Raw genomic sequence first — 19,304 nt, 5'->3', positions numbered from 1 at the left:
TTTGGTGCTTTCAAGGAGGTGGTGACCTCAGGTTGCAAATATTTCTACTATGCGGTGTGACGGCCGGTAACCGAAGCAAACGCCGTATCGATCGGACAGCCGTGTGTTGAGCGGATGGTTCGCATCGACGGCGATCTGCGGTTGAGGATTTAGGCATCTTTACTTAAAGACCGTTAGAATGCACTCAAAGGCGATGCGCCTTGCACGGAACCCTCTCCCCGCGAACCGAGATGGAACAGTAATGACAGGTTCTTCCGACACCAATATTTTTGATCTGGCGCCGATCGCGATGTGGATCGAGGATTTCAGCGGGGTCACAACGCAGTTCGATCGTTGGCGGGCCGAGGGCGTGGTCGATATCCGCGCCTATCTCAGAGAAGACTTGACGCGTGTCGCCGCCTGCTCCAGCCAAATTCGTGTCCTGCAGGTCAATCGCCGGACACTGGACCTGTTTGAAGCCAGGGATCTCGATCACCTCTCCGCGAACCTGTCGAAGGTCTTTCGCGATGAAATGCTCGACAGCCATGTCAATGAGCTTGCCGAATTGTGGGAGGGCAAGACCGAGTTCAGCAGCAGCGCGGTCAACTACACGCTGTCTGGCCGCAGGCTCGACATTCAGCTGCGCGGCTCGGTGCTACCAGGATACGAGAACACGCTCGGCCGGTTGCTGCTGACGACGGAAGATGTCACGGCGCGTGAGGAGGCGCGCCGCAGCGAACTGGCCAACCGCCGTTACGCCGAAGGTATCTTCGAGCATTCGCCGGTGTCGTTGTGGGTCGAGGACTTCAGTCGCATCAAGTTGCTGCTCGAGGATGTCCGTCATCGAGGGATCGTCGATTTTCGCGTGTTCACGGACGTCCATCCGGAGTTCGTGCGCCAGTGCATGAGCGAGATCAGGGTCATCGACATCAACCAGGCGACGCTCGACCTGTTCTGCGCGCCGGATCGGAACACGTTGCTGCAGCGTCTCGGCGACATTTTCCGCAACGAGATGGAGAAGCACTTCAAGGAGCAGTTGATCGAGCTGTGGAACGGCAATCTTCTGCACCACCGCGAGGTGGTCAATTATGCGCTCGACGGTTCCGAGCGCCACGTCCTGCTGCAATTCTCCGTGCTTCCGGGCCATGAAGGCGACTGGTCGCTGGTCCAGGTGGCGTTGACCGATATCACCGCACGCAAGAAGGCCGAGGCCTATCTCGAATATCTCGGCAAGCATGACGTGCTGACCAAGCTGCACAACCGCGCCTTCTACATGGACGAGCTGAACAGGCTGGAGCGCAAGTCGCTTCGCCCGGTCTCGGCCATCGTCATCGATCTTGATGGCCTGAAAGCGGCCAACGACCAGCTTGGCCACGACGCCGGTGATGCCCTCCTGCGCCGGCTCGGCGAAGTGTTGAACGGTGCGGTGTCGCAGCCCAACCATGCCGCCCGCATCGGCGGCGACGAGTTCGCCATCCTGATGCCGGGTGCCGACCGGCTGGCAGCGGCCACCATGGTCGAGACGATCAACGAACTGTTGAAGATCAACAACCAGTTCTATTCCAACGCTCCCCTCAGCATATCGCTCGGCGTTTCGACCAGCGATACCGGCGAATCGATGGAGGCGCTGGTCAAGCGAGCGGACCTCAGCATGTACGAGCAGAAGCGGGCGCGATACGCCACAAAGGAGAGCCGTGACGCCCAATATGCCAAGGCGGCCAGCGAGCGTGGCGGCGCAGCCTCGGCGGCCTAGCACCGTTTCTGCAGGACTGTCGTGCAGGCAAGGCGCCCTACAGCGCCGCGCGTCTTATTAGACGCGCAAATGTCGCTGTAGCGCTTTGGATTGCTGCATGTTTTTATCCTCAAATCGAATAGGATGTAAGGAAACATGCGTAGGAAGAGAGTGGCACCTACCATCTGGCGCCGTCGATGAGCCGGTGGGGTATGTCTTCCCAGACGGATCGATCGAACAGGCGCATGTTGACACCCATGCGCGTCGCGTCAGTGCCGATCGGCGACCAATGGGTGGTGCAACCGCAGGTGCCGCAATGGTGCATCGTCAACGTGGCATCGCCTTGGACGTAGCCGACGAGCTTGCCCTGCGGGTCGCTGATCGAAACCTCTTCTGCGTTGTAATAGCCCCAAAGCGTGCCTAGTCTTGAACACAGCGAACAGTTGCAGCTGCCAAGTGTGTCAGGGCGGACACGGACGGAAAGGCGAACCGACTTGCAATGGCAATGGCCTTCGATCATGCGACCTTCTTCCCGTTTAGTGTCCTCGTGCAGAAATCCGGATGCGGATGATACCAGATCCCTGGAGCGAACTGTCACAGCCACGGTTGTTCATGGCAATGGCAAAAATTTGGTGGTCGCTAGGATGCGGTCATCGGCTGCACTCCGGCTTGTCGCGACCCGGTACTCACTGGGGTAGCGTCGCGGCAATGACAGAGCAATGGTAAGCCGATCGTCTTCGCATTCGAATTGTTCGCCGATCATGATCGTCAGGCGGCGATTGCCCGTGCCGTCCGCACATGTCTATACTCCGGCCAAGGCTTCAATTTCTGAACAAGCCTCAGCCCGCCCGATGGCCGGACTGTTGTCCGCCGCCTGATGCGTGGTGCCTTTGCGAACTTCGATGCCGCCGCCCTTAATCGAGGGCGTCAATTGCCAGCAAAACCTGTTGTCGCGGGAGAAAAGCATGCGCAGTTCCTGCCTGAATGTTCTGTCCTTCACCCTTATCGCCGCACTCGGCTCGGTTTCGCCATCGGCCGTCAGGGCCGCTTCGCCGGAGCCGGTCAAAGCCGAGCACGGCATGGTCGTCACCGCCCAGCATCTGGCGTCGGACATCGGCGTCGAGGTCCTGAAAAAGGGCGGCAACGCCGTCGATGCGGCCGTAGCCGTCGGCTACGCGCTTGCGGTCGTCTATCCGACCGCCGGCAATATCGGCGGCGGCGGTTTCATGACGATCCGCTTCAAGGACGGAAAAACCACCTTCCTCGATTTTCGCGAGCGGGCGCCCGATGCTGCGACCAAGACCATGTATCTCGATGACAAGGGGCAGTTGGTCACTGGCTTGAGCACCAACGGGTATCTGGCCGTTGGCGTTCCAGGTCCTGTCCTGGGGTTCGAAGTGGCGCGTAGCCGCTACGGCACGCGTCCACTGAAAGAGCTGATCGCGCCTGCCATCGCCCTTGCCAAGGATGGCTTTCGGCTGGAGCAGGGCGATGCCGACTCCTTTGACGGCAAAACCGAGAGGCTGGCCAAGGACCCGGCAGCGGCCGCAATCTTTCTGAAGCCCGACGGCAAACCCTTTGCCGTCGGCGAGACACTGGTCCAGGCGGATCTCGCCGCCTCGCTTACAAGCATCTCCGAAAAGGGAACCGACGCCTTCTACAAGGGGGCGATCGCCGACGCCATCGTCAAAGCAAGTGCCGACAAGGGCGGCATCCTCGCCAAGAAGGATTTCGAGCAATACGCCGTGCGCGAGCTTGAGCCGGTCAAATGCAACTATCGTGGTTATGACATCGTCTCTTCGCCGCCGCCGTCCTCGGGTGGCGTCATCATCTGCGAGATCCTCAACATTCTCGAAGGCTATCCGCTCTCCTATCTCGGTTACGGCTCGGCCGAAACCGTGCATGCGATGATCGAGGCCATGCGCCATGCCTATGTCGATCGCAACACGACGCTTGGAGACCCCGATTTCGTCGAGAACCCGGTCGCCAAACTGCTCGACAAGGCTTACGCGGCCGAGATCCGCGGCAAGATCGACCCGTTCAAGGCTGGCGTCTCGCAGGCGCTGATGCCGGAGGGGTTCGCAGAAAGCAAGGAGACCACCCACTATTCGATCATCGACGACGAGGGCAACGCGGTCGCCGTTACCTATACGCTGAACGGTTCTTTTGGCGCCGGCGTGGTCGCTCCAGGAACCGGAATTCTGCTCAACAACGAGATGGACGATTTCACAGCGAAGCCGGGTGCTCCCAATCTTTACGGGCTCGTTCAGGGCGAGGCGAACGCGATCGCACCGGGCAAGACACCGCTTTCATCGATGAGCCCGACCATCGTCTCCAAGGACGGCAAGCCGTTCATGGTGATCGGCAGCCCCGGCGGAGCGCGCATCATTACGATCACGCTCGAGGCGATCCTCAACGTGGTCGATCACGGCATGAATATTCAGGAGGCCGTCGACGCGCCGCGCATCCATCATCAGTGGCTACCGGACAAAGTGTTCATGGAGCCCTACGCCCTTTCGCCCGATACGCGCAAGCTTCTCTCGGAGATGGGCCATGATGTGCAGATCGACAAGAGCTGGAGCATCTGGGGGCAGGCGACCGGCATCCTTGTTGGCGGCGAAAGCCTGGCCGAAATCAAGGACGGCGGTGGCGCCCGCTACAACGGTGCGGTCGACAGTCGCATCGGCGCGGGTGCTGCCAGAGGCTACTGATCGACCGCCACGGGTCGCCTCGACGGTCAGTCCGGCTTGAAATTGCCGAGATGCTCGACCAGGTTGCGGGCGAGCGGCGAGAGGTCTTCATCCGGCCGCAGGCAGATCGACAGGCGACGCGTCGCCCACTTGTCGGTCAGGCGGAGGGCGGAAATCGCCGTGCGACGGCATCGGCGCGCAGCTGTCTGCGGGACGATGCCGACACCGACATCCTGTGCGGCCAGACCGCAGACATCCTCGAAGCTGCGCACGCGCAGGCGGTAGCTCATCCGGCGGCCGATGCGGGTCGCCTGGCCCTCGATATGGGCCTGCAGGGCACTGCCTTCCCCAAGGCCGACGAAGGCGTGGTCGAGCAGATCCGTGAAGCTGATCTGTCTTGTTTCTGCAAGAACATGGTTCTTGGCGACCACGGCAACCAGCCGGTCGATCGCGAAGGGGATGAGGCGCAGGCCGGTCGCGTCGACGGCATCCGAGATGATGCCGATCTCAGCCCGGCCACCTGAGACGGCCTTGACGATGTCCGCGCTCTGGCGCTCCTTCAGGTCGATATCGGTTTGCGAGTGGGCGCGAAGCCAAGGCCCAAGACGGCCGGGCAGGAACTCGGTGATCGCGGCGGTGTTGGCGAGAAGGCGAATGCTCGCCCGCAATCCCCTGGCGTATTCGCCGAGCTCCCCATGCATATGCTCCATCTGGCGCAGTACGAGCCGGGCATGATGGGCGAGCGCATCGCCGGCGGCGGTCGTGGATACGCCCCTGCGGCCGCGCGCCAGAAGTTTTACGCCGCCGTTCTCCTCCATGCCGCGCAGCCGCTCGCTGGCGGCGGCCAGGGAGAGGTTCGCGACCCCGGCGCCGTGGGTGATGCTGCCTGCCTCGACGACGGCAAGAAACAGGCGAAGGTCGATCAGATCGAAGCGCATGCCGGCACGATAGCGGCAAATGTGCCTTCGGCATAGCCGAAGCCAACCTGCGGATCATCCGCATTGCGCTGTCGCAATGCTTCATGACTTTAGAGCCATGATCGAACTCTCCACATGGCTCACCGGCGCAATTGCTGCCGCCTTTTTCCTCGCCGGCGTGGTCAAGGGCGTGACGGGTATGGGGCTCCCCACCGTCGCCATGGGCGCGCTCGGTGCGCTGTTGTCGCCGATTACGGCCGCCAATCTGCTGATCCTGCCGTCCCTCGTGACAAATGTCTGGCAACTGCTGGCGGGTCCGGCCCTCGGCCCGCTCATGCTGCGGCTCTGGCCGATGATGCTGGCGATCGGCATCGGTACCATCCTCGGCACGGCTCTTCTCGCGGGCGGCGATACGGCCCTGTCGACAGCCATGCTCGGGACGGCGCTTGTGGTCTATGCCGGATATACGCTCATGGCGCGCCCGTTCTCAGTGCCGGCAAGGGCCGAGGTGTGGTTGTCTCCGCCTATCGGCATGATTACGGGCGTGGTCACCGGCTGCACCGGCGTCTTCGTCATGCCGGCGGTGCCGTATCTGCAGGCCCTTGGTCTGGAGAAGGACGACCTGATCCAGGCGCTCGGCCTCTCCTTTACCGTGTCGACGATGACGCTTGCGGCAGGTCTGCTGTGGCGTGGGGCGTTGGAGGCCGACAACCTGCTCCTGTCGGTGGTTGCCATCGTGCCGGCGCTGGCCGGCATGTGGGCCGGGCAGGCGATCCGCCGTCTGGTCAGCCCGACCACGTTCCGCCGGTGGTTCCTGGTCGGTCTGCTGCTTCTTGGCGCGGAGCTGGCCCTGCGACCCTTTTTCTAGCCCTAGAGCGTTTCCGATTTAAACGGAGTCACGGAAACGCTCTACCTTTTTGTTTCCAAGCATTTCCTAACGGAAAACCGCTTCGCACTTTTCCTGGAAATGCTCTCCGATCACGCCACATAGATCGGATTGCTGATGGCGCGGCGCACGGTCTGTAGTTGCAGTTCCACTTCGGTTAATTGCCAGGGCAACCCGCCGCCAAGGGCCGCGGTGAAATCGCCGATTATCTGCGGCCGGCTCTTCTCTGCTGCGATTTCGGCGCGCAGGAACAGGCTCGGCCGCCCGGAGAATTGTCCGACCCAGCGGTCGTCTTCGATGAGATGATCGGCAATCTGCCCTGTCGCGTCGAACCAGAGCAGCCGATCGCCTTTTGCTCCGTGAACGTCGGCCTTCGCGTCGACGGGCCCTCGGATCGTCGAGCCCATCGGCTGGCCATCGACCGAAAGTGCCAAATGCGGTCCATCAGGGCTCTCGGTGATATAGCCAAGCCCGGTCTTCATCGCGGCGAGGATCGCGTTTTCAGAAAGTTCGTCGAGCCACAGCACCGTCGTCGGTCGCGCAAGCACGAGCGGCCCTTCGGGCATCAGCCGGGCCGGCTGGTGGAAGTCGCTGCCGCCGATTGCCGAGATTTTCTTGCCCGAAGCCAGCCGCTGCTGATATCGGCCGAGCGATACCCAGTTCCGGGCCATCCAGTGCGATTGCCAGACTTCCATGCAGTCGATCTCCGGCACGTCGTAATCCCAGGGGATCGTCGGCTTGTCGTGGTTGATCGACAGCATGCCGCCGCGCTCATGCACCATGTCGGCAAGCGTGTGCCCATGTTCGGGCCGGGTCATGCGGAAATCGATCCAGTCGTCGACGCCAAAGACGTTGGCATGGCCGACTGCGGTCGTCACCTCCATCGCACGCACAAAGACGAGGTCGGCGGACGAGTTGGGATGGAAATAGCGGCGCTGGCTGATGGTGTTGTGGTCGGCGACGGCGAGAAAGTCGAGCCCGGCCTGCTTGGCGGCTGCGTGCAGCAATTCGGGCGAGCCTGCCGCATCGGAGTGGAAGGTGTGACAGTGCAGATCGCCGCGATACCAGCCGGCCGCCTTCCTGACGGGGAAGGTGCGCGCGGGCTGCGGTTCGAGCGCGAGAGGCGCATTGTCATGGCTGAACGTCAGCGTGACATCGGCACCTTCTGGCGGAAGCTTGTAAAGGCCGAGCATGACCTGCCAGCGACCGGCAGGCATCTCCCCGTGGATGTAGCCGGGCGTGGCGTCGTCCGTTGCGACGAAAAAGCGGTCGCGGGCGCCGCCGCTCCAGCCGCGAAAGCCGGCGCGGGTCGGATAATCGGTCGCGCGCGGATCAAGCATGCCGAGATCGATGATGCAATCTTCCGCTTTTGCATGGGCCATGGTGACATCGATGCGCGTCGTGCCCTCGGGCACGTCGAAGGGCACGTAAAAGTACGGGTTGGCGGCCTGGTCGGCGCGTGTCACGTGAACGGTGGTCGTCATCATTTGCAGCAGTCCGGACTATTCGCCAAGGACGGGAATGCGGGCGCCGGTGCTGTCGAACAGCGTGACGTGTTCGGCGTCGAAGGAAAGTCGCACCGTCTTGTCTACCCTGATCTCGTCGTCGGTAAAAATGCGGGCCGTGACGCGGCCGGCATCTTTCCGCTCGATCGTCACCAGGCTTTCCGGCCCCATGTTCTCGTTGGCGAAAAGCTCGCCGGTGATGATGTTGCCGTCGTCGGGACGGGCAATGCGCAGATGCTCCGGGCGAACGCCGAGCGTTATCGTTTTGGCGCCGACCGCCTTTGCGATGGCGTCGGAAACCGGCAGTGCCGCGACCGACAGCCCCTCGGCGCGAAGCTGCAGCTTTCCGTCGATGATTGCAGCCTGCGCCGGCACGAGGTTCATCGGCGGGTTGCCGACGAAATTGGCAACGAAGGTGGTGGCCGGGCGCCGATAGATCTCGATCGGCGGCGCGAACTGGACGATCCGGCCCTTGTCCATGACCGCGATGCGGGTGGCGAGCGCCATCGCTTCCGCCTGGTCGTGGGTGACGTAGACGGCGGTCATGCCCATGTCGCGCTGCAGGTGGTTGAGAAACCCGCGTGCTTCCAGGCGCAGCTTGGCGTCGAGGTTGGAGAGCGGCTCGTCGAAGAGATAGACCTGGCTCGGATAGACGAGCGCGCGCGCCAGCGACGTGCGCTGCTGCTGGCCGCCGGAGATCTGGCTCGGCAGGCGCTTCATCAGATCGCCGATCTTCAAGACGTCGGCGACCTCCCTGGCGCGGGCATGACGCTTGTCCTCCGCCTCGCCGCGCACCTTCAGCGGATAGGCGATGTTGTCGGCAAGATTCATGTGCGGATAGAGTGCATAGTCCTGAAAGACCATGGAGATCTGCCGATCCTTCGGGTGCAGGTAGGTCACGTCCTTGCCGCCGATCAGCACCTTGCCGGAGGACGGCGTTTCGAGCCCGGCGATCATGCGCAGGCTCGTCGTCTTGCCGCAGCCGGATGGTCCGAGCAGGCAGACGAACTCGCCGTCAGCAATCGAGAAGCTGATATCGGGCAGGGCGTTGAATGCGCCGAAGCTCTTGGAAACGTTCTGGAATTCGACAGAGGCCATGAGACTGGTTTTCCGATTACGACTTGATGCCACCGAAGAACCGGAAACCGAATTTCCAGTTCACGAAGAGGTAGAGCGCGATGACGGGGAGCGAATAGATGAGTGAGTAGGCGGCAAGCAGTGTGACGATCGGCGTGCCGGCCTCGGAATAGAAGGAATAGATGGCGACGGAGGCGGGCATCAGGCTGTCGCTGCGCAAGAGGATGAAGGGGATCAGGAAGCTTCCCCAGATGTTGACGAAGGCCCAGACGACGACCACGACGATACCCGGCCGGATCACCGGCAGGGCGACGTCGAAGAACGCCTGCAGTGGAGAGGCGCCTGCAACCATCGCGCTTTCTTCATAGGAGCGCGGGATGGCGTCGATGAAGTCGCGCAGGATGAACATGGCTGTCGGCAGTAGCCCACCGGCAAAGACGAGAATGACGGCGAGATGCGTGTCGATCAGTCCGGCCGCAGAAACGATCAGGAAGATCGGCACCATCGCGGCCGAGCCGGAGACCACTGACGAGAACAGCAAGAGCACATAGGTGACTGCGCCTTTTCCGGGGATTGGCGAGCGGGAAAGCGCATAAGCCGCAAGCGTTGCTGCCGCGCCGACGAGGACGACGCCGCCGAAGGCCTGCACCAGGCTGTTGAACAGCGCCTGCATGGCGAAGGTGTTCTGAAACACCGTAGCAAAATTGGCGAACGTGAAGGGTTCCGGGATGGCAAGGCCGAGTTCGGCGCGGGCGTTGAACGGCGCGAAGAGGAACCAGACGAGCGGTAGCGCGAAGATGGTGCCGAGCAGGGCGGCGACCACCGAAAAGCCCATGCGGCGGAAGTAGATACGGGAAGAGAACGGCATCATTCGGCCTCCGCCGGCTTCTTGTGGGCAAGCCTCAGATAGACGAGTGCGAAAGCCAGATTGATGAGCATGATGACCACGCCGACGGCCGCGCCCTTGCCGAACTCGAAATCCTTGAAGGCGATGCGGTAGGTGTAGATCGACAACAGTTCGGTCCGATAGGACGGCCCGCCATTGGTCAAGAGGAACGGCGTGAAGACATTGAAGGTCCACATGGTGATGAGGATCAGATCGGTGACCACATGGCCGCGGATCAGCGGCAGGGCGATATCGCGCAGCTTCTGCCAGGAGGTTGCGCCGGCGACATCCGCCGCCTGGAAATAGCTCGGCGGGATCGACTGGAATGCCGAGTTGAACAGCATCATCGAGAAGGCAGCCCCCCGCCAGGTGTTGAAGAACACGATGACCCAGAAGGGCTGCTGCAGCAGCCAGTCTCCCGGCGGCAGGCCGAGACCGCGCATGATCATGTTCAGCGTTCCGCTGTCATAGTCGAGGAATGCGAACCAGGCGAAGCCGATGACCACTTCCGGCAGGATCCAGGCGGCAATGACGGTCGTCTGCAGAAAGGACTTCATACCGGGCGACACGGACTGGCTGAGCCAGGCGAGGATCAGCCCGAGCAGCGCCTGGCCGATGAGCGCGGAGAGCAGCACGAACTGGATCGTCAGGATCAGCGAAAAGCCGAACTGGCCGCGGGTGAAAAAGGTGGCAGGATTGAAGAGGGCGAAATAGTTCTGGAGACCCACGAAATCCGGGTCGAGCGCGGTCCGTCCAAGCAATGTCCTGTTGGTGAAGGAAACGAAGATCACCCAGAAGAAGGGGATGATGACGAAAACACCGACCAATGCCGTTGCGGGAGCCAGAAAAAGGGCGCCCGCCCGCGTGGACAGTAGCGAGAATTTCTTCATGCGTTGAGTTTCCCATTGCAGGGCGAAGCGGTTCGGCAAGATCACCGGCCGGCCGATCGGCCGACCGGTGATATTAGGCCCGATCAGAGACGGCTGACCGTGTTCTCTTCACCGACGATGGCGATCACGGCGGCCTTGTACTGGGCCATCGCGTCTTCCGGCGACAGTTCGCCCGAGACGACGCTTTCGGTCATGCGCTGGATTTCGGTCGAGACTTTGTTGTAGTTGGCGTCATTGGGACGTGCCGTGGTGATGGGCAGCAGGACCTCGGCGGTCTCGGTCAGGAACGGCGAGTTGGGGATGGTGACGTCGTTTCGAATGCGGATCGCCGGCTGGATCTCCTGGAAGGCGGTGAGCTGCTCCTGGCTGTTCATGAAAGACAAGAGCTCCCAGGATTCCTTCGGGGCGTCGGTATGCGGGTTGATGACGAAGCCGGTGCCGCCGGACATGGTGACGAAGTCCTGGCCGCGCAGGCCCTTGCCTGGTTGCGCCGCCGGCATCTTCTTCCAGGTCATGACATTGTCACGGTCGGCGACCGCGAACTCGGCGTCCGGTGCGGTGACGGAACGATAGAACCAGTCGCCCTCCACCAGCATCGCGGTCTTGCCGTCGCGGAAGTTGGCGAAGGTTCGATTGCGCCCGTCGGCCAAGAGCTGGGCGCGCTGGTCGCCGAGCTTGTCGTCGACATAGATGGTCTTGTAGAGCTTCAGTGTATCGAGGATGCCCTGGCTGGAGACGATGTATTTGCCGGCATCGTCTGTGACCTGCTCGCCGGTGCCGAGCAGCGCCATCCAGTAGCCCTGCATGGTGGTGGCCTCGCCCATGGAGACGCCGGCATTCAGCTGCAGCGGGAAGGAATCCGGCGCCGCCGCCTTGATCTTGCGCGCGGCGTCGAGCAGTTCGTCCCAGGATTTCGGCTGCCACGTCGCCGCGTCGAGGCCCGCCTTCTGGAACAGGTCCTTGCGCACGAAGATCATGCGCGCGTCGGTGCCGAGCGCGATGCCGTAAGGCTTGCCCTGATAGCTCATCAACGCCTTGGTGCCGTCGGAAATGTGGCTCCAGCCTTCCCAGGCATTGACGTCGGCGCCGGCCACTTCTTCAAGCGATTTCAACAGCCCGCCCTGGACGAAGCTCGGGATCAGGAAGCCATCGAAGCCGGAGACATCCGGGCCAGCACCGGTGGAGAAGTCAAGCGCCAGCTGCTGTGTCAGCTGCTCGTCCTCGCCGCCGAACTGATTGAGCTTGACGGTGACGTCCTTGCCTTCGGCCTTCATCTTGGCGGTAAAGGCCGGAATGACCTTGTTTTCGATCCACTCGGCCATGCCGCTGTTGACCCCTCCGACAACGCATCGGCAGGTGATGTTGAGCTCGGTTGCCATCGCCGGCCCGGACAGGGCCATGATGGCCGCCGCGCTCAGCAAATATGACTGAATCCTTCTGCGCATTGAAACTCCTCCCACGGTGGTCCGGTTCTCCGGACCGTTTCGGCTGCGGTGCATCCGGGCTGGAATCGGCCTCCTCCGGTCAATCCCATCCCGTCTGAACTTAAGAATGAACACGCTTTCATTTTTGTCAACACGCCATGAAGTGGATTCTGGTGATGAGGCTTATACGAGTTCATGCTCTCCGGGTTTTGCCGTCTATGAGGTGATTTCTACTGACATCTTGACGGAAGCGCGATCATTGGTGCAGGTTGAATTGAACACGTTTTCATTTTTGCGCAGAGCACTACCCCATGAGCGAGAAAACCGACAGGAAAGCAGGACGCGCCACGGCCGATCTGGTGGCACGAGAGGCCAATGTCTCGCGCGTCGCTGTCTCGCGCGCCTTCAATCCGAATGCGTCCCTGAAGCCGGAGAAGCGAGATCGCATCCTGAAGGTGGCACGTGAGTTGAACTATACGCCTGACATGGCCGCGCGTTCGCTGGTAACCAGGCGCTCGCATCTCGTCGGCATGATCGTTCCCGATGTCTGCAGCCCCTGGGAAAGCCAGGAGATCGACGCCTTGACGACCGCGCTGCAGGCAGAGGGCTTCGCGACACTTCTGTTCAAGGCGAAAGCCGATTTCAGCATGGACCCGATGCTGCTGACCTATATGCGCGGCTTCAATCCCGACTCGGTCATCGCCTTTACCGAGAATATCGAGCCTGATGTTCTGAGCGGCTTTCTCGATCGTGCCGTTCCGATCTACGTGATCTATGACGACGCGGATGCGTTTGCCGGCAGGGCGTCCGAAACACTCTATGACCGTCTTCTCGTGCGGCAGAAGGACGGCATCGAACAGGCGGTCGCCTTGCTGCAAGGCTATGGTGCCCGTCGCATCGCCTATCTCGGCGGCAAGAAGCAATCCCTTGCCAATACCGAACGCGAGCGGATGATCGCGCAGGTGCTGGCCGAGCGCGGCATGGCGCCGCCGGTTATCGTCCCCGGTGACTACACCTACGACACCGCCTATCGCTCGACGCTTGATCTCTTCCGGGTCGGATCCGGCGCCGATGCGATCTTTGCGGCCAACGACGTCGGGGCGTTCGGCGCGATCGATGCCCTCAGGCACGAACTCGGCCTTTCAGTGCCTGGCGATGTCAAGGTCGTCGGCTTCGACGACATCCCGCAGGCACATTGGAAAAGTTACAATTTGACCACCGTCCGCATCGATCTCGACGATCGCGTTCGCGCCCTTGTCCGGTTGATCCTTCGACGTCTCAAGACGCCGGATGCCGACTCCCTGGTCGAAACCCTGACCACCCGCCTCGTCGTTCGCGGCACCGTCGGCTGAATGGAAGAACATGACAGAAAAACGCGTGCATCTGGTCTTCAAGACCCATCTCGACATTGGCTTCACCGATCACGCGGAAAAGGTGCGTCGCCAGTACCACGACCGGTTCATTCCGCAGGCGATCGAGACGGCCGAGCATTTTTATGCCGAGGATCCGCGAGATCCGAAGTTCGTCTGGACGACCGGTGCCTGGCTGATCTGGGATCACCTGACGTCGCGTTCGGCCGCGGAGGTGAAGAAGCTCGAGCGGGCAATCGATCTCGGACTGATCCGCTGGCATGGCCTGCCGTTCACCACACATACGGAGTTGATGTCGCCGGAGCTCTTTCGCGCCGGCCTTTCCTATTCACAGGAACTCGATCGGAGGTTCGGCAAGAAGACGATTGCGGGCAAGATGACGGACGTGCCGGGGCATACGCTCGGCATGGTGCCGCTGCTGGCCGAGGCCGGCATTCGCTTCCTGCATCTCGGCGTCAACACCGCGTCGCCGCCGCCTGAAACACCTGACATCTTTCGCTGGCGTGCGCCCGGCGGCGCAGAAATCGTCGTCATGTATCAGCGATCCTATGGGGAGACTTATTTCCCCGAAGGTTTTGCCGACGGCCTGAGCTTTGCCCACACAAGCGACAATATCGGTCCGCAAAGCGTGCCGCAGACCGCCGAGGTCTATCGCGACATGCGCCGCGAACAGCCGGATGCGACCGTCCGCGCGGCAACGCTCGAAGATTATGGCGCGTTGATCTGGGATGCGCGGGAAGCTTTTCCCGTCGTCGAGCACGAGCTTGGCGACAGCTGGATCCACGGCAGCGCCTCCGATCCGGTAAAGACCGCCCGTTTCCTAGCGCTTCAACGGCTTTACGACCGGTTCGCAGCCGAAGGCCTGACCGCCAGCCGCCTGGCTTTCGGGCAGAAGCTGACGATGGCGGCCGAACATACCTGCGGCGTCGATATCAAATCCTATCTGCGCGACGACACGGCCTGGTCTCGGCCCGACTTTGAGGCCGCCCGCAAGACCGACCACCGCTTTGCCTATACGGAAGCCTCCTGGCGCGAACAGCGCGCCTATCTTGATGACGCTCGCTCAGTGCTCGACGGCCCGGACGCAGCGGCAGCCGATGCCGCCTTGGCCGAATTGACCGTACCGGCCCTGATAGCCAGAGGAGACAGGCGGACCAGTCTCGCCTGTGGCAGCTGGTCGATCGAGCTCGAACCTTCGACCGGAGACATTCTTTCGCTGACTGCCCCGTCCGGGAAGTACATGGCTGGCCGGTCAGGTCCGCTGATCGCCTATCGCTACGAGAGCTATGACGCTACCGACGTCAACAGGCACATGGACACCTATCTGACTCATCGCCAGGAATGGGCGATCCTCGATCACGACAAGCCGGGTCTTGCCCGGTCCGGCGCGGCTCTGTCCCGTGTCTTTACGCCGACCTTTCAGGCAGCGGACGCATCCGGCCTGCTCCTGTCCATGCCTGAGCAGGCGGTTGCCGGTTACGGCGCGCCGCGCCATGTCGCTCTCGCCTTCTCAGGCGAAGACGACACGCTCGAACTTCACCTGACCTTGCACGAAAAAAGCGCCAACCGCATGCCGGAGGCGAGCTTTCTCTCCTTTATGCCAGCAGGCGATGTCGCGTGGAGCCTGCGAAAAATGGGGCTCTGGCACAAATCCGGCAACGCCGCTGCCGGTGGCGGCGCGCAACTTCAGGCGGTCACCGGCGTTCGCGGCGATCTTGCTTCGGGTGGTTCGTTGTCGATCGAGCCGCTCGACACGCCCCTGGTCGCGCCCGAGGCTTGGGACTTTATGACGTTCTGCAAGACATTGCCGGACTTCAGCGAAGGCGTTCGTTTCAACATCCACAACAACAAGTGGGGAACGAACTTCCCGATGTGGTGGGAGGGCGATTTTTCCGCCCGCTTCCGGCTGCGATTGGACGACTGAATGCGAAGCCGACGGGCGGCGATTGAGATGAGAGCGCTGCTGCCCGGGCATGCGAGCTAGCCCGTTCGAATGCCTACGTTGTGCGAGGTCGGGTTGTATGCCCGGAAACCTCGGCGCCCGCCTCCCGAGGCAGGCCAAGAAAACGCAAGCTCGAGACGATGCCGATCGACGCAACCACCAGAAACGCCCAGCGGAAGTCCGCAAGGGCTGCCGTTTCGCCGCCGCGAAGGGCTTGCGACAGATTGAGAACGGCGGCGGCAACCGCAACGCCCAGAAGCATGGCCACCTGCTGGAGCATGCTCGACAGGGTTGACGCCGAGCTGCGCTGGCTCGCGTTGATATCGGCAAAGCCAAGGGTATTGAGTGCGGTAAACTGCATCGAGCGGAAGAGCCCGGCAGCAAATAGCAGCAGAAGCGTCAGCAGTTGTGGCGTATCCGTTGAAAGCATCGCGCAGGCGCCGATCGCCAGTGAGGCGAGCAGGCCATTGCCGACGAGTATGCTGCGGAAGCCGAAACGGCGCAGCAACGGCGTGGTCGCCGTTTTCATCGCGAGATTTCCGGCGAAGTAGGCGAGCACATAGATGCCGGTCTGGATCGGAGCGAGGCCGAAGCCGACCTGGAAGAGCAGCGGAATCAGAAATGGCGTCGCATTGATCGCGACCCGGCAGGCGGTGCCGGCCGACAGTGTCGACATAGCAAAGGTCTGAACCTTCAAGGCGGAGAGATTAAGCAGCGGATTGGTGATTGACTTGAAGTGCCGTGTCGCCAAGACCCCGATGGCAGCACCTGTTGCCAGCAGCAGGACGATCGCCAATGCATTGGCTGTGCCGTGGACGAAGGCTTCGAGCCCGGCCAGAACCAGTGTGAGGCTGGTCGACGACAACCCGAAGCCCTTGGCGTCGAGGCGGCGCGTCGCTTCCTCGCGCTGATCCGGAACGAAACGCAGCACCAGCGCCAGGCCGATCAGTCCGATCGGGATGTTGATCAGAAAATTCCAGTGCCAGCTGAAGTAAGTAGTGATGACGCTGCCGAGAAGCGGGCCTACGACCGGGGCAATCAGTGCCGGCCAGGTGATGAGCGCGATCGCGCCGACAAGCTCCGACTTGCGGGCGTTCTTCAACACGATGATCCGGCCGACCGGCGTCATCAACGCGCCGCCGATGCCCTGCACCGCGCGTGCAGCGATGAACTGGCCGAGGCTTCCCGACAATCCACAAAAGAGCGACGCGAGGGTAAAAATGGCGATCGCGACGAGGAAGACGTTGCGCGCCCCGAAGCGATCGCCGAGCCAGCCGGAGAGCGGAATGAAGGCCGCCATCGTCAGCATATAGACGGTGATGCCGATGCTCATGGCGACGGGCTGGACGCCGAAGGAAGCCGCCATCTGCGGCAACGAGGTAATGACGATCGTCCCGTCGAGCATCTGCATGAAGAAGGCGATGGCGACGACGAGTGCGACGATGCGGGAATTGAAGCTGGCGGATGCGTCGGAAGCGTCCGTGCCGGAGGGGATCGTCGTCATCTGATCAGCACCGGCCTGTGTTGCGAACAAGGATACGGATAACCGACGGGAAGGAAGGGGAGCGCTCGATTGTAGTGGAATACGACATCATAGGGGCGGTTCAGAGCTGATCACGGTTTCGCCGATCCACGGCTTTAAATGCGGATCGCGGTGATAGAAGGGCGGGCCACTCTACCGGTTGGCGCCAACGCCCTATATGCCTCGTCCGACGTGTGGATGTCGATGCATTTGTCGCAATCGATGCAGTCTTTGAAACACTTTACCTCGGACATGAACTTCTGCGCGCCCATAGCGACGCACAAGCTGAACACCCGGCGGGAAGGCGTATGCTGGTCTTGCACCGGCCGTAATCATTCTCATAGCGTGTCGAGCATGAAATCGAGACCCGGTCGGATTCGAAACTGTTTTGCAAGTTGGCCGCCACGAGACGTCCGCTCATGTCACGTGAAAGTCGGCGGCAACCCGCCGAAGCCTGAGGAGACACGCAGCGACCTGCTGAGATGCGGCGTTGCTCCATGCGGTACTGTAGAGCGGGCACATTTTGTGGGCTGCCGTGGTCAGTTCGCAGCGAAGCAGTAAAAGAGGCCGTCGCCGCCCGTTCCCTTGAAGGCCTCCTGGGTGCAGCCACCGCGGGTCGCATGCGAGGCGTTCCAGGACTTGGCTTCGGCGCTATCGTTGAGGCCGGTTCGGTCGCTGTGGCCGACAATGGCCGCGCCGTCGGTCCCGCCCAGGGTCCAGTTGCCGCAGGTCTCCGGCGCGGCAGTGCCGTCCGCCTTGGAGCCGGTCAGAATGTCGTGCCGGTTCGGCGTGTCGCCGCGGCCGTTGATGACCTCGCCCTTCTCGTTGAGTGCGGTTTGCTTCGTAAGGTTGTTCTTGTCGCTATGCAGAGAGGCGACATCGTCGGCGATCTTTTCGCCCTTGGCATTGTACCAGGGGCCTGCGCCGATACGGTCCTTGGCATTTTCCGCGTCGGTGGAAAGATAGGCCTTCCAGGTCTTGCCGGTCGAGCCGCTCGTCGTGGCCAGCGTGTTGCAATAGGCATCGGCACCGGCAAGACCGCCAAGATTGCCGCCCTTGCCCGGATTTGCACTGGTGACGAAGAAACTCATCGTCGTGTCTTGGGCGTGGGCCCCGACGATAGAGCAGGCCAGAGCGGCCGCGACAAGTACGAGCCTGCGTTTCATGGCGTTTCCTCCCGGTGCTGTTTGAACCGGATGAAGCCTAGGGGCAGCCTGGATCGGAGTAAAATCGAAATCTTGTGAACCGTCCGCCGACAAGCGTCGTCGCGATGTCCATTCGACGTCCCGGCCAAAAGGGGACATTGTTGTCAGTCCACCTTTTCCGTCGGCTCCGGTTGCCGACGCCGAAGAAAATGTGTGAAGGGAAAGGCCGGTTTCGGCGCAGAAAGGCGTTGGCGCCTACAGCGCCGCGCGTCCTACTAGACGCGTAAAGGTCGCTGTAGCACTTTGAATTGCTGCATGTTTCCTTAAATCGAATAGGATTTAAGGAAACCGCAGTAGGTCAAGCCGGGCATTTGCCCGGATGACCGCAGGCAGCCTGTGCAAGAGACAGGCTGGCAAATCGCGGCTCAGTTCAGCCTGAGGTCGATGCCGGGATGGAGCTTCTTGAGATTGGGTAGGGACTTCGACTGCCACGGGATCTCGGAGGTTCCGCGCACGGTCAATTGCACGTTCGGACGGTTGCGCGCCTCGATCGTCAGTTTTGCGAGCAGGTTGATCCCCGACGAGTTCAGGAACTGCAACTCCGTCAGGTCGATCGTCATGCGATCGGGCTCGGCCTCAAGCACGCCCATGGCAAGGGAGAAGATAGGGGCATAGGCTTCCGTACCGGGAAGCCGCATGGTTCCCTCGAAGTGTATGTCATTGCCCTCGGACCAAATGCGGTAGTCCTCGTCCTTGATTTCCATGTTCACCTGCTTGTCAGTTCGAGATATCGGGGACGGGGATCGAGGCATAAGTCTCGAGCGCGATGCCGCCTCCGTCGCCGTTGGGTCCGAAAACCCAAGCGAAACGGACGCCATAATCGCTCATCAGTGTTAATAGACCAAGACCAGATCCACTCTTGCCTGTGCCGATTGCGTTGGCTTCGATGCGTTCGATCAGAAGGTCGCCCGGATCACCTGTCGTGATCTCGGAAAGCAGATCCTGGAAGCGGGCTGCAGTCTCACCATCGACGAAATTCGACACCTTGGCACGGAAGTTGCTGTCGTCGATCGAGGCCTCGACCATGATGCCGCCGGTGGCACGGAACTTGACCGCGTTTTCGACCAGCTCGTTTGTCAGGTAGCCGATATTGTGGCGAACTTCCTTGTAGGCATTGCGCGAGGCGCGGTAGCGCATGGCGATCAGCTCGGCGACGAAATCCGAGGCGATGGCGCAATGTTTCCAGCTCAGATTGAGCTGGCCGTCATAGAGGCGCAGCCGCGTCACGCTTTCGTTGGCACCCCTGGTCAGGTCCGCCGGTCCGTACAAAGTCGTCATC

General features: G+C 61.6%; 17 protein-coding genes. 5 read left to right on the top strand and 12 right to left on the bottom strand.

The genetic code is table 11. From position 1 onward, the window contains the following. Positions 1–241 precede the first annotated feature (241 nt). The gene (locus IB264_RS26050; RefSeq protein WP_057225019.1) at positions 242–1,732 is read left to right on the top strand and encodes a sensor domain-containing diguanylate cyclase; all 1,491 of its coding nucleotides are present in this window, start codon (positions 242–244) and stop codon (positions 1,730–1,732) included. 157 nt (positions 1,733–1,889) lie between these two features. Here IB264_RS26050 and IB264_RS26045 read toward each other — a convergent pair whose 3' ends face one another. Both IB264_RS26045 and IB264_RS26040 read right to left on the bottom strand, forming a co-directional pair. Beyond that, positions 1,890–2,231, bottom strand: a complete 342-nt coding sequence (locus tag IB264_RS26045; RefSeq protein ID WP_025428289.1) for a GFA family protein — start codon at positions 2,229–2,231, stop codon at positions 1,890–1,892. Between the two features lie 282 nt (positions 2,232–2,513). After that, positions 2,514–2,678, bottom strand: a complete 165-nt coding sequence (locus IB264_RS26040; RefSeq protein WP_156408417.1) for a hypothetical protein — start codon at positions 2,676–2,678, stop codon at positions 2,514–2,516. Here IB264_RS26040 and ggt point away from each other — a divergent pair. Further along, positions 2,677–4,422, top strand: a complete 1,746-nt coding sequence (gene ggt, locus IB264_RS26035; protein ID WP_057225017.1) for a gamma-glutamyltransferase — start codon at positions 2,677–2,679, stop codon at positions 4,420–4,422. The two genes, IB264_RS26040 and ggt, sit on opposite strands and share 2 nt — an antisense overlap. 26 nt (positions 4,423–4,448) lie before the next feature. Here ggt and IB264_RS26030 read toward each other — a convergent pair whose 3' ends face one another. Next, the gene (locus tag IB264_RS26030) at positions 4,449–5,339 is read right to left on the bottom strand and encodes a LysR family transcriptional regulator (protein WP_057225015.1); all 891 of its coding nucleotides are present in this window, start codon (positions 5,337–5,339) and stop codon (positions 4,449–4,451) included. 97 nt (positions 5,340–5,436) lie between these two features. Here IB264_RS26030 and IB264_RS26025 point away from each other — a divergent pair, with 97 nt between their 5' ends. Further along, a complete protein-coding gene (locus IB264_RS26025; protein WP_057207406.1) occupies positions 5,437–6,186 on the top strand; it encodes a sulfite exporter TauE/SafE family protein in 750 nt (249 codons plus the stop codon). Positions 6,187–6,296: 110 nt separating this feature from the next. On the opposite strand, the gene IB264_RS26020 is transcribed toward IB264_RS26025, so the two are convergent. The 5 genes from IB264_RS26020 to IB264_RS26000 all read right to left on the bottom strand — a co-directional run bounded on the left by IB264_RS26020 (position 6,297) and on the right by IB264_RS26000 (position 12,007). Next, positions 6,297–7,691 carry a CehA/McbA family metallohydrolase gene (locus IB264_RS26020; RefSeq protein ID WP_057225013.1) on the bottom strand — a complete coding sequence of 465 codons (1,395 nt, stop codon included), beginning with the start codon at positions 7,689–7,691 and terminating at the stop codon, positions 6,297–6,299. A 15-nt stretch (positions 7,692–7,706) separates the two neighbouring features. After that, positions 7,707–8,807, bottom strand: coding sequence for an ABC transporter ATP-binding protein (locus IB264_RS26015; RefSeq protein WP_057220694.1), 1,101 nt, complete (start codon positions 8,805–8,807; stop codon positions 7,707–7,709). A 16-nt stretch (positions 8,808–8,823) separates the two neighbouring features. Continuing rightward, positions 8,824–9,654 (bottom strand): carbohydrate ABC transporter permease, encoded by an 831-nt coding sequence (locus tag IB264_RS26010; protein WP_025428295.1) that lies wholly within the window; start codon positions 9,652–9,654, stop codon positions 8,824–8,826. Beyond that, entirely contained in the window at positions 9,654–10,562 is a 909-nt protein-coding gene (locus IB264_RS26005; protein ID WP_025428296.1) for a carbohydrate ABC transporter permease, read from the bottom strand. Before IB264_RS26005 ends, IB264_RS26010 begins: the two co-directional genes overlap by 1 nt. Before the next feature lie 83 nt (positions 10,563–10,645). Continuing rightward, positions 10,646–12,007 (bottom strand): extracellular solute-binding protein, encoded by a 1,362-nt coding sequence (locus tag IB264_RS26000; RefSeq protein ID WP_025428297.1) that lies wholly within the window; start codon positions 12,005–12,007, stop codon positions 10,646–10,648. Positions 12,008–12,297: 290 nt separating this feature from the next. Between IB264_RS26000 and IB264_RS25995 the strand changes: the two genes are divergently transcribed. Both IB264_RS25995 and IB264_RS25990 read left to right on the top strand, forming a co-directional pair. Beyond that, complete coding sequence (locus IB264_RS25995) at positions 12,298–13,338, top strand: LacI family DNA-binding transcriptional regulator (protein ID WP_025428298.1); 1,041 nt, start codon at positions 12,298–12,300, stop codon at positions 13,336–13,338. 10 nt (positions 13,339–13,348) lie between these two features. Next, positions 13,349–15,280 carry a DUF5054 domain-containing protein gene (locus IB264_RS25990; protein ID WP_057225011.1) on the top strand — a complete coding sequence of 644 codons (1,932 nt, stop codon included), beginning with the start codon at positions 13,349–13,351 and terminating at the stop codon, positions 15,278–15,280. Positions 15,281–15,353: 73 nt separating this feature from the next. Here the strand turns inward: IB264_RS25990 and IB264_RS25985 are convergent, their stop codons facing one another. From IB264_RS25985 to IB264_RS25970, 4 genes are all read right to left on the bottom strand, one after another. Next, positions 15,354–16,802, bottom strand: coding sequence for an MFS transporter (locus tag IB264_RS25985; protein ID WP_057225009.1), 1,449 nt, complete (start codon positions 16,800–16,802; stop codon positions 15,354–15,356). A 557-nt stretch (positions 16,803–17,359) separates the two neighbouring features. Continuing rightward, a complete protein-coding gene (locus IB264_RS25980) occupies positions 17,360–17,986 on the bottom strand; it encodes a DUF1554 domain-containing protein (RefSeq protein ID WP_025428302.1) in 627 nt (208 codons plus the stop codon). 404 nt (positions 17,987–18,390) lie between these two features. Further along, positions 18,391–18,729, bottom strand: coding sequence for a hypothetical protein (locus IB264_RS25975; RefSeq protein ID WP_025428303.1), 339 nt, complete (start codon positions 18,727–18,729; stop codon positions 18,391–18,393). Between the two features lie 13 nt (positions 18,730–18,742). Next, positions 18,743–19,303 (bottom strand): ATP-binding protein, encoded by a 561-nt coding sequence (locus tag IB264_RS25970; RefSeq protein WP_025428304.1) that lies wholly within the window; start codon positions 19,301–19,303, stop codon positions 18,743–18,745. Between the last annotated feature and the right edge of the window lies 1 nt (position 19,304).

It is taken from the genome of Ensifer sp. ENS11, from assembly GCF_014851895.1.
GTDB classification, from domain to species: Bacteria; Pseudomonadota; Alphaproteobacteria; order Rhizobiales; family Rhizobiaceae; genus Ensifer; species Ensifer canadensis.
This window is presented reverse-complemented; position numbering and strand designations above follow the sequence as displayed.